General features: G+C 43.1%; 12 protein-coding genes and 1 riboswitch. All 12 genes read right to left on the minus strand.

The annotated features are described in order from the left end of the window. Positions 1–62: 62 nt before the first annotated feature. The gene (locus tag ACY3LV_RS08520; RefSeq protein ID WP_333560464.1) at positions 63–1,343 is read right to left on the minus strand and encodes an acetylornithine deacetylase; all 1,281 of its coding nucleotides are present in this window, start codon (positions 1,341–1,343) and stop codon (positions 63–65) included. Positions 1,344–1,429: 86 nt separating this feature from the next. Further along, positions 1,430–1,531: riboswitch (TPP riboswitch) on the minus strand. Positions 1,532–1,544: 13 nt separating this feature from the next. Then, entirely contained in the window at positions 1,545–2,339 is a 795-nt protein-coding gene (locus tag ACY3LV_RS08525; protein WP_333560465.1) for an ABC transporter ATP-binding protein, read from the minus strand. A gap of 144 nt (positions 2,340–2,483) precedes the next feature. Continuing rightward, positions 2,484–3,266, minus strand: a complete 783-nt coding sequence (gene sigG / locus ACY3LV_RS08530) for an RNA polymerase sporulation sigma factor SigG (protein ID WP_003221449.1) — start codon at positions 3,264–3,266, stop codon at positions 2,484–2,486. 139 nt (positions 3,267–3,405) lie between these two features. Next, positions 3,406–4,125 (minus strand): RNA polymerase sporulation sigma factor SigE, encoded by a 720-nt coding sequence (sigE, locus tag ACY3LV_RS08535; RefSeq protein ID WP_003221446.1) that lies wholly within the window; start codon positions 4,123–4,125, stop codon positions 3,406–3,408. A gap of 62 nt (positions 4,126–4,187) precedes the next feature. After that, on the minus strand, positions 4,188–5,117 hold the full coding sequence (spoIIGA, locus tag ACY3LV_RS08540; RefSeq protein WP_333560691.1) for a sigma-E processing peptidase SpoIIGA: 930 nt from the start codon (positions 5,115–5,117) through the stop codon (positions 4,188–4,190). A gap of 193 nt (positions 5,118–5,310) precedes the next feature. Beyond that, the gene (locus ACY3LV_RS08545) at positions 5,311–9,612 is read right to left on the minus strand and encodes a S8 family serine peptidase (RefSeq protein WP_333560466.1); all 4,302 of its coding nucleotides are present in this window, start codon (positions 9,610–9,612) and stop codon (positions 5,311–5,313) included. Positions 9,613–9,912: 300 nt separating this feature from the next. Next, positions 9,913–11,064 (minus strand): cell division protein FtsZ, encoded by a 1,152-nt coding sequence (gene ftsZ / locus ACY3LV_RS08550; protein ID WP_148961884.1) that lies wholly within the window; start codon positions 11,062–11,064, stop codon positions 9,913–9,915. Between the two features lie 35 nt (positions 11,065–11,099). Next, the gene (gene ftsA / locus ACY3LV_RS08555; protein WP_087992135.1) at positions 11,100–12,422 is read right to left on the minus strand and encodes a cell division protein FtsA; all 1,323 of its coding nucleotides are present in this window, start codon (positions 12,420–12,422) and stop codon (positions 11,100–11,102) included. A 174-nt stretch (positions 12,423–12,596) separates the two neighbouring features. Further along, on the minus strand, positions 12,597–12,962 hold the full coding sequence (locus tag ACY3LV_RS08560) for a small basic family protein (protein ID WP_087992136.1): 366 nt from the start codon (positions 12,960–12,962) through the stop codon (positions 12,597–12,599). 17 nt (positions 12,963–12,979) lie between these two features. Then, positions 12,980–13,687: a DUF881 domain-containing protein gene (locus tag ACY3LV_RS08565; RefSeq protein ID WP_333560467.1), complete on the minus strand. Its 708-nt coding sequence runs from the start codon at positions 13,685–13,687 to the stop codon at positions 12,980–12,982. A 22-nt stretch (positions 13,688–13,709) separates the two neighbouring features. Further along, positions 13,710–14,405, minus strand: coding sequence for a DUF881 domain-containing protein (locus tag ACY3LV_RS08570; protein WP_148961886.1), 696 nt, complete (start codon positions 14,403–14,405; stop codon positions 13,710–13,712). Then, the gene (gene divIB / locus ACY3LV_RS08575; RefSeq protein WP_333560468.1) at positions 14,402–15,193 is read right to left on the minus strand and encodes a cell division protein DivIB; all 792 of its coding nucleotides are present in this window, start codon (positions 15,191–15,193) and stop codon (positions 14,402–14,404) included. The genes ACY3LV_RS08570 and divIB overlap by 4 nt, the downstream gene beginning before the upstream one ends. Positions 15,194–15,202: the final 9 nt, after the last annotated feature.

Raw genomic sequence — 15,202 nt, forward strand, 5'->3', positions numbered from 1 at the left:
TCCTTTTTTCAAGTATATGAATGGGCGGGCTGAACCTTGTCAGCAAGAAGAAATTTTCATGGTTACTGTTCTTTTTTACCGCTGCACCATCTAATGATAAAATCGAGCATGATTTTTGTGTAATCCACCAGCTGCTCAATCGATACCTCCTCGTTCACAGAGTGTGCATTGTGCAGATCGCCAGGACCGTAGATCACGCTTGGAATCCCGGCATTAAACAGCCATCCCCCGTCTGTAACGGATTGAGAAACGTCAATAACCGGATGCTCCCGTTTCACTTCCTCATGAGACGCTGTAAGCGCTAAGACGCCTGGGTGGCTGGGGTCAACTTCCAGTGCCGGAAAAATTTCTCCTTTGTCTTCAATCATAGATGAGCCTCCCCACTTAAAAACAGGGCGGTTTTCCCTAAGCCAAATATCACTGTCGCTCAGCCGGTTGATGTAATCTTCTATTTCCGCTGCCACTTGTTCATGGGTTTCATTCGGGTAAAAATGGACCGTGATCCACAGGCGGCACTCGTCGGCTATAAAAGCCGCATGTCTGCCGCCTTCAATAACAGCCGGATTAATGGTATTTGTGCCGGGTTTAAAGCCGGGATAACTTTTCAAGATGGACCAGTGGCGCTCCAGTTCACCGAGTCCCGCAATGATTTTAGCCATTTTTTCAATTGCACTTGCCCCGAAGGTTCCTCCTCCAGCATGAATCATATTCCGTCTCGTTCCATCATGAAACGTTTGACTGCTTTTGATTTCGATCCAGCCAGTAATGACACCGCCTTGGCCTTGAATATGCATGTCGCTCGTATCGGCGACAATTGCAAAATCAGCGTGGTAGCCTCTCTTACAGCATTCAAGTGTGCCGGCTTCGCCGACTTCCTCCCCGATCACTGATTGCAAAATCAAATCACCTGGAAGTTCAATGCCGGCTTCATGAATCAATTTGACCGCAAACAGCACACACGCCAACCCGCCTTTCATATCTGAAGCGCCTCGTCCGATTAAGAAACCGTTTTTCTCAATTGGGTGAAACGGATTATGCTCCCACCCCTCATCCTCTTTTACCTCTGCCACATCTACATGGCCATTGATGATTAAGCTATGATAACCGGCTGAATCTGTCCCTTTTAGAAGACCCACTACATTTGGATCTCCCGGGTACACGTCCCATTTATCGATCGAGAATCCCATGTCATGTAAAAACCCTGCAATCCATGACTGGACGCCGTCTGTATTCCTTGCAGGCGGAGCAGGTGTCTGATAAGAGATCAGCGTTTTTGCAAGCTCAATCAGGTCCCCCTTTTGATCTTCCGCTTTTTTTAACAGAGAGTCTATTTGTTGATTCAATGTGATCCGCTCCTTTTCTTAAAAATCAAAAAGCCGTTTCATATGTTATGAAACGGCTCAATCAAAACAGACAGAGTCCTATGTACTCCGCTTTTTCACCGCTTCCCTCCGCTGGCATGATCCAGATCAGGTCAAAAGGGTTGAGACAATGTCTCTCTCAGCTTCGAAAAGCACCCCTAGGATGAATCTATGTGTTGTTTGTCAGGCATTCGTGATCGGCTCGGCTCTTGTTAAAAACGGCCGATCCTGATTCCATAATACATGGATTGGCGTATCAAAAAAAGCCGAAAGTATGTGATCAGTAAGCATTTCCTTTATTTCTCCGGATTTAAAGACCTCTCCCTGTTTTAACAAAAGGGCTTTGTTAAAGACCGGCAAAATTTCTTCCGCATGATGAGTCACATAAAGGATCGATGGCGCATTTTCTTTGTTTGCAATGTATGTAATCGTGTCTAACAATTTTTCCCGGGCAATAAAATCCAGCCCTGTGACCGGTTCGTCCAGTATCAGCAGCTCCGGATCCGCCATTAGCGCTCTTGCAATCAAGGCTCTTTGTTTTTCTCCTTGAGAAAGGGTTTCATAACGGCGGTCGGCATATTCAATTGCTCCCAAATCCTCTAACAAACCAATCGCTTTTTCCCTGATTTCCGCACTTGGCGTTTCATACAATCCAATTGAAGCGTAAGCTCCGCTCAAAGCAATTTCAAACGCTGAATCTGCCGGGTGCAATTTTTGCTGAAGAGCCGCTGAGACGAGGCCGATTTTCTGCCTGAGCTTCTCCCCAAGCTCGGTTTTGCCAAATTCATGGCCAAGCACCTGCATCTCGCCTGATGTTGGAAAATAATATGAACAAAGCATATTTAACAGTGCGGTCTTTCCCGCGCCATTCAGTCCGTACAGCACCCAATTTTCCTTTTCTTCCACCCTCCAATGGATATCCCTCAGTATCCACTTTCCATTTCGTTTTAATGAGACATTGTCAAGCTGCAAAATCATCGTGTTCCTCCTCTTTACTGCCTTCTATAATTGTTTAAATTTTCATAAAACTTTGTACGAACTAGGATACCTTATTTTTTCCAAAACGTAAACCGCCCGCAATAGAAAAGCCTTTAAAACAAAAATTGTTTTAAAGGCTTTTCATTATTGATGGATATTCTTATTCATTTGTTTGATAGCCGCTTTTTCAAGCCTGGACACCTGCGCTTGGGAAATCCCGATTTCCTCCGCTACTTCCATTTGTGTTTTCCCTTGGAAGAACCTCTTTCTCAAAATCATTTTTTCCCTATCATTCAGTCTTCTCATGCCCTCTTTTAAAGCCAGCTCTTCAATCCATTGTGAATCTTTATTGCGCTCATCACTAATTTGGTCCATCACATAGATAGGGTCTCCGCCGTCGTTATAGATCGGTTCAAATAGAGAAACCGGATCCTGAATGGCATCAAGCGCAAATACAATTTCTTCATGCGGTACTTCAAGAACTTTTGCGATGTCTTCTGCAGTCGGCTCCTTGCTTGTCTCACTGATTAACCGCTCTCTTACCTGAAGTGCCTTGTAAGCGATGTCCCGGAGTGATCTTGAGACACGAATCGGGTTATTATCGCGTAAATACCTGCGGATCTCTCCGATTATCATAGGTACAGCGTATGTTGAAAACTTAACATTGTGGCTTAGGTCAAAATTATCAATGGATTTCATTAGTCCGATGCAGCCGACCTGAAATAAGTCATCAACATACTCTCCTCTGTTATTAAATCTTTGAATGACACTTAAGACAAGACGCAAGTTCCCGTTTACAAGCTTTTCTCTCGCTGAATCATCGCCTTCATCCTGCAGCTGCCTAAACAGCTTTCTCATCTCTTCATTCTTGAGTACTGGTAATTTGGAGGTATCCACCCCGCAGATTTCGACTTTATTTCTCGACACTTTTTTCCCTCCCTACAGGAGCTGCTGTACAACGTTAAGTATCTCCTTGGGTGGGAAAAATATGCACTGCACTCAGATCGAAAAACAGTCGAATTCAGGAAATCCCTGTAAAATCAAGGGTTCTATACTATAAAAAATTTTACACCATTTTGTTGAATTCTTTTCTCAATCTTTTTATTATTCTTTTCTCCAGACGTGAAATATAAGACTGGGAAATTCCCATCATATCCGCTACATCCTTTTGGGTCTTTTCTTCTTCGCCGACAAGCCCAAACCGCAGCTCCATGATTTGCTTTTCCCTCTCATTAAGCTGTTCAAGCGCTTTTTTCAAAAGCTTTTTATCTACGTTAGCTTCTATGTCTTTTGTGATAATGTCATCGTCCGTGCCGAGCACATCAGAAAGCAAAAGCTCATTGCCGTCCCAATCAATATTAAGCGGCTCATCAAAGGAAACCTCTGACCGGATTTTGTTGTTTCTTCTTAAATACATCAGGATTTCATTTTCTATACAGCGTGAGGCATAGGTCGCCAGCTTGATTTTCTTTTCTGGATTAAACGTATTCACAGCTTTGATTAATCCGATGGTGCCAATGCTGATTAAATCCTCTATATTAATTCCTGTATTTTCGAATTTACGGGCGATATAGACGACCAGACGCAAATTGCGTTCAATCAAAATGGCGCGAGCCGCCTGATCGCCGTTTGGAAGCTTCATTAACAGAACCTGCTCCTCATCTTTAGATAATGGAGGAGGCAGAGCTTCACTCCCGCCTATGTAATAGACTTCATCACTTTTCAGCCCAAGTTTCATCAGCAGCTTATACCAGAGGTGCGTCAATCGCAATTTCAGTTTTTTCATCTTCCTCTCCCTTCTAAATGTCACGTCGTTTGAGTATGATAAGTAACGGACATTTGCGAACATTATGAGACGTGTTTGATGGTCTTGCCCGAAAGCATTTTCGGATGAATAATGGCGTCAAACTCGCCATCTGCAGATAGCTTTGTTGTGCTGATGCCGATTAAGCATTTATCCGCAGAAATCATTTCTTGTTTTGTCATAATCGTTACGTGATCCGGTTTAACGCATAGTAAAAATTGATTTTGCTGACCTACTCCCCTGTATGGAATCAGCCTCATTTTATCCAAAAAGCGAAATGAATCATCGAGCTGCTGAGTGGCTTCCAATGGATCTGTGTTTCGAATAATCATCGTTTCGGCTGCTCCGAAAATCGGTTCCAGTTTATCAAGGTGAATAATCATGACAGGCGTTTTAGTAAGCGGATCGTACAGCTGATTACCGGAATCAACCAGCCCTCTGACATGAAGCGTTTGGCCGCCCAAATCAGCCTGTACGCTGACTCGTTCCTCATATTGAATGTTCTTTGTTTCAATCTCTTCAATTCTTCTCTTAGAAAAAAAACATAACACTGGAAAGCCAGCAACAATAAACAACCAGCTGATCGGGTCTCCAAACCCTGTTTGATTCGTCATCATGACACCGTTTCGAACAACGGAATTGGTCTGCAGCAAAGAATGGGCTCCGATCATTCCTCCCCCCATTAAAAAAGTCGCAAAATAAAAGGAAAACAAATTTTGAAAGAAATAACGAAATCTTTTAAAGCCAAATGTCACCATCACAATAACAACTGAAAAAGCCAGCTTACCGGCCGGATGTTCAACGATCGGCGAAAAAGGAGTAAACATCAATAGAACAATACTTGAACCGATGAACGCTCCGCCTAGCAGTCTTCTTTTTTTCACATGCCGTTTTAAAATAAATGCCGTGAGCAAAAGCAAAAGTGCGTCAAAGCAAAAGTTCAATAGCCAAATGACATCCAAATAGATTTTCACATCTGACTCCTTTCTTTCTTGCATCACGCTGTTCCCCTTCTTGTTTCATAAGTATAAATCAAGCTCTGTGGGAAAGTCTGTCAATTAATGTTGAGAGGAAAATACAATTTTTCAGGGATAACTGCTTAATTTGTCGAGGGAATAAATGAGAGTATACATAAAAAAGCTGCCCTTGACGGCAGCTTTTTTACACTTAATTTCCAGTGTTGATATAGAGTTTCCCGTTCGCTGTTTTTCTTGTTTCATTTCCATAATCATCACGTACAATCACTTCTACTTTTGCTCCGTTTGCTTTAATAGAAGAAGTGGCTGTCCAATAGCCTTCATATCGCCCCGGAGAAATTTCTCTTAACGGGAGCTCGGTGGCGTTTTGCACACTCGCTCTTGCATTTGTCAGCGGCATACGAATGACGAACGTTGCATCCAAATCTTTAGCGCTTGAGAAAGCGACTTTCACAGATTCACCGGCTTTTAAGATTTTGTCCTCTCCCGGGATCAATCCGGAGATGACAGGCTGGTCATAGTTGACATCAATGACAGCCTTTTTCTTCGTTTTGTTACCTGCTAAGTCTGTTGCCGTCACCTTGATTTCATTGCTTCCGTTCTCCAAAAGAATACGGGCTGAGTATGAACCATCAGTGACCGTTGCTTTTTTGCCATTCACTTTGACTTCTTTCAGATTGTCATCGGATACAGACCCTTTGACAGTCAGCGCTTCTTTATTTATTTTCTCGCCATCCTTTGGATTGTCCAGCGTCAATTCTGGCTTGTCTTGATCAAGCGTGACCATGACAGGGCTGGAAGCATCCGTAGTCCCGTTGTCTGTTGATGCCGTGGCCGTCAGCTCATTTTCACCCTCGCTGAGTGATACGCCTGCCTGAAACGCGCCATCCGCCGCAGCTTTCGTCTCTCCTGCTTCTTTCTTTCCATTATAAATGTGTACCGTTGTTCCCGGAGAAGCTTTTCCTTTTACGGTGACGTTCTCCTTATTTGTGTATGATTTGTCTGCCGGTGAAGTGATCTCAGGTACAGCCGCTTCATAATCAACTAATGCGCGGATCATATAGTTGCCGTCAGCTTCGTCACCCGGCTGCCATTCTCCGTCTATATACTGCCAGTTGCGGCCGGAATTCTGACCGGTTTCATCCATTGCCAGTCCTGGTGAATATGGATCTGGTTTCGACTGGATATATACGAGATAAAAATCTTTATCGACCATAATCCCTTTCGAACTGAGATCTACCTTGGTCCATTCGCCATTGCGAAGGGCTTCAGCGTTAAATGGCCCGGCAATTTTCTTGCCCGGTGCGCCATCTTCTCCTGTAGCATCGTATACCTCAACCTTAAACTCTGTGCCGCCAGGATCAGGGAACTCTGTATCCCAGAATCTAAACAGTCCTCCTGTAAGCATGCCTTTGTCTTTGCCGTCAGCCAATGTCATTTTGACAGCCCATCCGTTACCGGCTGCAAAATAGGAATTGGCATTCTCCGCCGTTCCATCATCATATGCAATCTCACCCGGATAACCGACGAAAGGCTTCAGTACAGTTTCCTTCGTAACATTACCTTTTAAATTAACGGAAAATTCATCGCTGTAATAACCTGGTGCAGCGACTTTAATCGTATAGGCGCCTTCATAGGCCTCAAGCGTATATTCACCTTTGTCATTTGTTGTAGCCGGTTCAACCGCGGCATCCTCCACGACATAAACAGAGGCTCCTTTTACCGGCTCTCCTGTCGTTTTATTGATGACCGTGCCTTTTAATGTGCCCTTCTTTATTTCTTCTAACGTAAAATTAGCTGGTGTCGTCTGATCTGCCTGCAGAGAAACCTTTTGTGTTTTCGATTGATAGCCGTATGCTTCTGCCATAAGCGTATAGTCTCCCGCTTTGTGCGTCAGCGTGTACTGCCCTGTGGATTGATCTGAATATGTTGATTTTCCTGTTTCCACAACACTGACTTGCGCCCTGAGCGGCAAAACTTGAGGCTGTATCTCTTTACTCTGGTTTTTTACCGCTATGTTTGCAGATGGCTTAGCTTTTTTCGGATTCACTGGCTTTTTCTTTTGCTTTCCAGACGGCTTTTCAACACCCAGCTTATTCTTTTTGGCTGTTTTTCCGGCCGATTTGTCAGAAAGCACTACATCATCAATGTACCAGCCCTCTTTTGCAATGCTATCATCGGATTGAAGATTAAACATGACTTGAATGTTTTGACCTTTATAAGCGGATAAATCAATTTCTTCGTCCATCCAGCTTGATGTCTTTCCATTATAGACGCCAGCCTGCTCCCAATTCTTCTCACCTTCAGGCAAAACAAAAACATAGCCATAATCAAAATCATTCTCTAAATTGTGCCAGCTTTTAAATTGGAGAAACAGGTTTCCTGAATCCGGCACTTTAACAGGAGGCATCACGAGATTCATATTTGCTGAGTTGCCATAGTTTCCTGCCAGGTCTGTTCCGTATACTTTTTCTCCGGAAGCTGCTGTATTTGGGCCTGCTGACGGAACTCCCCACTCCCAGCTATTATTTGTGCCGCTCGCAATCCAGCCGCCGGGTTCAGTTTCAAAGTCCTGCTTATAGCCCGCCGTGATGCTTGGTTTCACTGTTACATCATATGTGTCAGACTCAACGACATGGCCGCCAAAATCCTGAATCATCCACTTATAGCTTAGTGCAGCTCCTTTTACGTTTGGGATCTCCGCCTGATACGTTCCTTTCAGGTGATCTCCGCTGATTCGTTTAGCCGTTACTTCTGTCCACTCGCCTTGATCCAGCTTATAGGACAGTTTGACAGATGTCACACTTACATTGTCTTCAGCTGTCAAAGTCAGCGGCAGGTTCGCGCCTTCATAGGCTTCTGTTACTTTCTCATGCTGATAGACAGGAGGCTCTTGATCATCTCCCTCTACAGAAACCTGTCCTTCTGCTTTTCCTAAACCATCTGTAACAGCTGATACAGCGTCAAAAGCGTTCACCAAACCATGGCCGTATCCGTTATTCGGAGAATCGGGAAATGTTGAATCCGTCAGCGGTTCAGCCGTGCTGGTTAAAATATCCTCCATCTCATCAACAGAAAGTGAGGCATCCGCCTGTTTCAACAATGCGGCAACAGCGGACACATGCGGCCCTGCCATTGATGTGCCATTCCATCCGTCCTCGTATGTCTGGCCGGGAACGGAAGAGCGAATATTAACGCCAGGTGCAGAAATTTCCGGCTTTATTTCATCATATGGAGATGGCCCTTGGAGAGAAAAGTCAGCAAGCTTTTTGTTAATATCAGTCGCTCCAGTTGCAAACGATTCCGGATAGTTTGCTGGGTTTGCGATAGAACCAGGCCCGCCCGGAATAAAGATATCTGTATTTCCCGCTGAAAACTCAGGGAAAATATCGGCCGCACGCCAGGCATTGACCATGTCCCTGTACCATTCATCAAGTCCTGAGCCCCCGCCCCATGAATTATTGACAATATCAGGAGCCATTTCCGGGTGAGGATTTCCATCTGCGTCCTTTGGAGCTAAAACCCATTCACCGGCCTCCAAAATGTCAGCATCAGTGCCGCCATCTTCCGAGAACGCTTTAACAGCAATCCATTTTGCGCCTGGCGCTACACCGATTTGATTTGTTCCATCGGGTTCAGATCCCACCATCGTACCTGTCACGTGGGTTCCATGAGCCAAATCATCATAAGGACTTGCTTCGCCTGCTACGGCATCATACCAGTTCATTTCATTATCAGGCTCATCAGGATTTTCCGGATTATATCCGCGATATTTCTCTTTTAATGCCGGATGGTTCCATTCCACACCTGTATCAATGGACGCGACAACCGTGCCAGTGCCGTCATATCCAAGTGCCCAAGCTTTCGGAGCGTCGATTTGGTCTACATTCCATTCCACACCGTCAGTTGCTTTGACAGATTTTTGCGCTTTTTTCATATTAAATGGAGAGGATGATTTAAACAGCTGCCGTTTCTCATTTGGAAGCACTTTTTCCACTTCGGGAAACTGCGCCACCTTTTCCATCACTTCTTTTGAGGCATGAACAGCGATCCCATTCACTACATAATAAGAGTGAATCTGATCTGCATTTCCTTTATTTTTCTGACTCTTCAAGTATGTTAAAACCTCTCTCTGAGATTCATTGGCTGTGACTTTTAGAGATGACACAACGGCGGAACGCTTTTGATATTCCGTCTTAGCGGACGTCAGCTTCTTTGATTTCGCTTTTTTAACAGCCGCTTTTGCCGCTTTTTTTGTGTCAGCTTGATCTTTAAATTTAATCAGAAAGGTCGTTTTTTCTTTCTTTTTAAAGCTTTTCTTTAATGAACTAGAGATCTTGTTCTGAATGGATTCAGCAGATTGAAGCTCCTGTTTAACAAAAGTTGAGGCGCTTTTGCTGCTTGCTCCGGCTACACCCGGAAAAAGCATTGAACCGATGACAACCGTACTTAAAACAGAGCTGATGAGTCTGTTTTTCGTTTTTTTCCTCATTTTTATCCCCCTTTTTCAACATGCTTTGAAAAAAATGTCGTCCCTCCTTATAAAAATGAATGGTTTGTCAGAACATCGCTGTACGTTAACTGTAGACAATCTCTATTACAGATATTGTCGTTTTATGTCACCTTATTTCCATAAATATGAAAACAATAAAATTGTCATGGGATTTAAATGAGTCTAATGGCCTGATTTATTTTTATGTGAAGGAAGGCATAAGGAAAAAGACATTATATAGAAGAAAGGTTTTGGAGAAAAACAAAAAGGACAAAATCGAAAACGATTTTGTCCTTTACATTAGCCGCGTTTATTTCGGTTTCTTAAGAATGTCGGGATGTCAAGCGTATCATCAGCCGGCTGTGAGGTATGACGGCTTACTGTATTTTGTTGCTGCTGAGGCTCCTCACGTTTTGGCTCACGTTTTGGAGCACTTTGATTATTTGTTTTGATGCTTTGGTTTAAGCTTGGACGCTGAGATTTCGTCACGTCTTTCTCTTGTTCAATGAAACCAGTCGCAATCACTGTCACCACAATCTCGTCTTTTAGATTTTCATTGATAACAGAACCGAAAATCATATTTACGTCTTGGTCAGACGCAGAAGCGACAATGTCTGCTGCTTCCTGAACTTCATATAGGCTGAGATTTGTACCCCCAGTGATGTTCATGAGAACGCCTTGCGCACCGTCAATGGCCGCTTCAAGAAGCGGGCTGGAGATTGCCTTTTTCGCTGCCTCTGCCGCGCGGTTTTCTCCAGTCGCTATACCGATACCCATCAAAGCAGATCCTTTGTTTGACATGATTGTTTTCACATCAGCAAAGTCAAGGTTGATAAGACCAGGTGTCGCAATCAAGTCTGAAATACCTTGAACCCCTTGGCGGAGTACGTTATCCGCTTCACGGAATGCTTCAAGCATCGGCGTGTTTTTATCAACAATTTCAAGGATTCGGTCGTTCGGGATCACGATCAGTGTATCCACCGCTTCTTTCATTGCTGTGATTCCGCCTGCAGCCTGAAGCTGTCTTTTACGTCCTTCAAATGTAAACGGTCTTGTAACGACTCCGACTGTTAATGCGCCTAAGTCTTTCGCGATTTGTGCGATAACCGGTGCGGCACCTGTTCCTGTTCCGCCCCCCATACCAGCTGTCACGAACACCATGTCAGCGCCTTTTAATGCTTCTTCAATCTGCTCTTTGCTTTCTTCAGCGGCTTTTTTTCCGACTTCAGGATTCGCACCTGCTCCCAATCCTCTAGTCAGTTTTGCGCCGATTTGCATTTTCACTTCTGCTTTTGACAGGTTAAGAGCTTGTGCGTCCGTATTTACCGCGATGTACTCTACTCCTTGCACTTCATTTTCAATCATTCGGTTAACGGCGTTGTTACCGCCGCCTCCTACTCCGATTACTTTAATTGATGCTAAGCCGTCTATGTTTGTTTCGAACTCCAACATGCTAAATCCTCCTAATCTGCCGAATGACTTTCTATCTATTCCCAAAACATGCTTAATAGTTTTTTCATTTTGCTCTGTTTATGATGTTCGGCTTGTGTTTTTTGTTTTCCTTTTGGCCGCTGCTGCACCTCATTTTGGTAATGATGCTGCTCTTGTTCCTCTGATGATGAGACTGCGATTTCCTGTATCGCTTCTTCAGGCATCTTGAAGCCTATTTTTCTGCCTTGGATTCTTGCATTTCGGCAGGCGAATTGGATCATGCCCACTCCCGTCATATATTGAGGATCTCTTACACCGATATAATTCGGGCTTGCCACTCTAACATTGTTTTGCAGCACATCCTGTGCCAATGACATGACACCCGGCATTGCTGCTTGTCCCCCTGTCAGCACGAAGCCTCCCGGCAGATCGGTAATTCCCATACTGCTAATCTCTTCTGAAACAATTTCAAGAATTTCTTCTACTCTTGCTTCAATGATATTCGCTGCTTCCTGCTGTGTAAATGTTTGTTTTTGATTGGTGCCGATAACGGTTACCTCAAATACTTCATCTTCCGAGGCTTCGTCATAGTAGGCATGTCCAAATTGCTTTTTCACGCGTTCTGCTTCTTCTGTTGACGTTCTCAATCCGATGGAGATATCTTTGGTGATATTTTCGCCTCCGAGTGGAATAACACGGGTAGAAGTCAGATGTCCGTTCTCGAATACGGCAATGGTCGTTGACCCTCCCCCTATATCAATGAGAGCCACTCCAAGGTTTTTCTCGTCCTTTGACAATGCAGCAGAACCGGCTGCCAGCGGCTGAAGACAAATATCAGTTATTTCAATACCGGCTCTTTCAACACAGCGAAGCAAGTTATGTAAAATTGTTTTTGAACCGGTGATCAAGGTGCCCTCTACTTCTAAACGCACACCAAGCATTTTTTTCGGGTCGGTGATTTCATCTCTTCCATCTACGATAAACTGTTTAGGAATGACATCCACAATCAGCTGTTCGTGCGGTACTGACACAACCTGTGCTGCCTCCATGACTCGGCGCACATCTTCAACCTGAATTTCTTTATTTTCACTGGAAACTGCTACAACACCGTTTGTATCTTGAATATTGATATAATTTCCATTAACGCCGACAATAGCTTTTCTAAGCGGAAAACCTACCATTCTTTCAGCTTGGTCAAACGCTTTTCTTATAGAATGAACAGTTTCATCTATATCAACGATTGAGCCTTTTTTCAACCCTTCAGACGGTACATTTCCCACACCGATAATATTTAGGGAATCATCTGTCATTTCTCCGACGATCACTTTTGTATTGGACGTACCGATGTCAAGACTGACGTAAAGTTCATTGTTGTTCATTCTATGGCACCTCCTCACATTTCAATCATTTCTATTCTATTATTTGCGGAACAACAATACAATGAATGTGGCTTTACAAGTGTGTAACAAAAAATAACAACGGAATATTCCTTATGTGCTCTTCACATTTTATGTTTATTGAAAATATTCGTTATATCCTATGTATATCCTCTTTTATATCACATTTTTTTTATTTTTTTTAGAAAGAGTCCACTTTGTTAGTAGATTTCTTCTGATCACGGCAATATTCTGAAATAATCTGACTCCAAATGCGAATATACCTGCTAAATACAAGTCTACACCAAGATGGACTCCCAGAAAAGCTAAACTTATTGCCAATATAATATTAAAAAAGAAACCGGAAACAAATACCATTTCATCATATGTACCTTGTAAATGCGCCCTGATTCCGCCGATTAATGTATCAAGTGCGGCAAGCACCGCAAGCGATAAATAGTTTGAGTATTCACTCGGTATCGTTAAGTTTGTCATCAGTCCAAGCGCAATTCCGAGCACCAGCCCCAATACGGGCAGCCACATGACGGTTCTCCTCCTTTTCAGTCTTTAAGCGGTTTTAGCCGTTGTACATCCAATGGCCTGTCATATGCTTTTAATGTCAGTTCGCTTTCAGATTTACCGGCTTTTAATGCTAAATTTTCAGATGCAAAGAGATCCTCAAGGCCTGATCCCTTCACTCTGCTGTACAGCATGTCCGGATCTTTGGCAAGCACATTTACTGTTAAAGGATAATCGTCAAGGCCGTATCCGTCTATTTTCGTTGTGCCGTTTATATCCCTTATGACTGTATGATTCACAACTCTTCGCTCATTAATAGAGATTTGTTCTGCACCGAAGGAGTTGAGTTCATTGATCAGCTTCTTCAGCAAATCCGGAGGCGGATTTTTGATCGGCTCTCCTGTTAAACTTTCAGAAAAAAGCGAGGATATGGTGATGACAATTCCGCTACCTGTTATATCGGTCATACCGGCTGTTTTTTTTAAGGTTTGCAAGGTATTATTGAGCGCGGTTTCTTTTGTCATTTCTTTCGTTTGCGAATAGCTATTCAGCAATTTATCATATTTGTTTATTTCATCCAGCAGCTTTTCCTGCTTCTTCTGCTCTGAAGTCAGCTCTTCCCTTATATCCCACATATCTCTTGTGTCTCGGACTTTAGGGTGCTTTAATGAGTTAAACTGAACAGCTGTCATGATGCCGAAGATGATCATAAGCACACTGATGCTTATGAAGGCACGCTTTATTTTCAATCTGTTTCACCCGCTTTTTCAGTCATTCCTTCGTTTTCAGAATCGGTTTCATTTGAACGTTTTTCTCTTTTTCTGCGGAAACAGAAATATGATCCATTGACAGCTGATCGATCAGGCCTCCTGCTATATTTAACGAAGGCAGCAGAACATCAGGATCTCCAATAGCTGATATCGTAAACGGAGCGGGATGCTGCACTCCGTCTACCGTTACAACGGGACCGTTGCACTTGATATAGGAATCATGTGTCAAACGCTGGCCATTAACGGCAACAGCCGCCGCACCCGAAATATACAGTTCGTTTACCACTTGAAAGATATGGCTTTCGTGAACGATGTAACTGTTCACATTCTCCCCTTCCGGTATGTACGACGCATCTTCCAAGGTCACCTCAACGCCCTCTCCCTGCACACCGACTTCCCCAATATACATTCTGTATTTTTCTGTATCTTCAAGGACGTTATAGTATTCCGTCTTTTCTTTTTTCAGCTTATTTTCTGCCTGACGGACTTTATTTTGCTTTTGATACAATTCTTTTTCAAGAGTCTTATTTTCTTTCTCCTGTTTCAACAGTTCATCTCTCAGCGCATATTCTTTTTTCCACTCTTCTGACTCAGCCGCTCCTTTTTCATTTTCTTTAGTCATTTGAAAAGAAAATGAAATCAAAAAGCCTGCGATAAGCATGATCAAAGAAAGAAGGACTGCTGATTTGCCCCTCAATTTTCATCTTCCTTTTTAGCAGATTTATCGTTTTTTCCAAACTCTTCAAAATAGGTGGCAACTTCTAAATGAATAATTCCCTTTTTACTGCTGCTAAGCTGTGAAATGATAGAAGGATACGTTTTCATTCGGTCTGCAAAGGTTTTTATAGACGCAGTGACAACATAACCGTCGTTCATGTACAATTTAATACGGTTTTCATCCATTTTTACAGGTGTATAGTAGATTTCTGATATTGACTGTTTTAACGAATTTGACAAAGCATTAAGCTGCTTAGCCATTTGAGACCGTTTTTTTGCGTTAGTCCAATTCACCAAAATCGGCCCGGCATCATCCGGCGTTACTTCGTTTGGCAGAACGGAACCATTTTCAAGCACTTCATAGTACACATTGTCTTTTTCTAAATAAGCAATCGCTTTATATTCTTCGATCGCAATGTTGATTTTATTAGGAAGCGATTTGCTGATCTCCGCTTTTTTCACTAATTTATTTTGCTGAATCTTCTTTTCTGTTTTTTTCTTGTCCAAACTCCAAAACTCGGTATCTCCGCTGTTGATATCGGAAAGGTAAATAATTTCCTTTTTGGATACATTCTCATTCCCTGTTACAGAGATTGTCGAAACTTTACTGATTGGCGTCTGAAGATACACAATGATCAACACCATCATAAAAAAGAGCATAATAAATGAAATGAGACGGCGGTTTGCCTTCTGTTTCCGCTGCTCTTTAATTTTAGGAATCCGTTCTTCAATGTTTACGATTTTTTCTCGGTCATGCCCCGGGTTCATTGCCTGTTC

The organism is Bacillus sp. 11C (assembly GCF_055486375.1).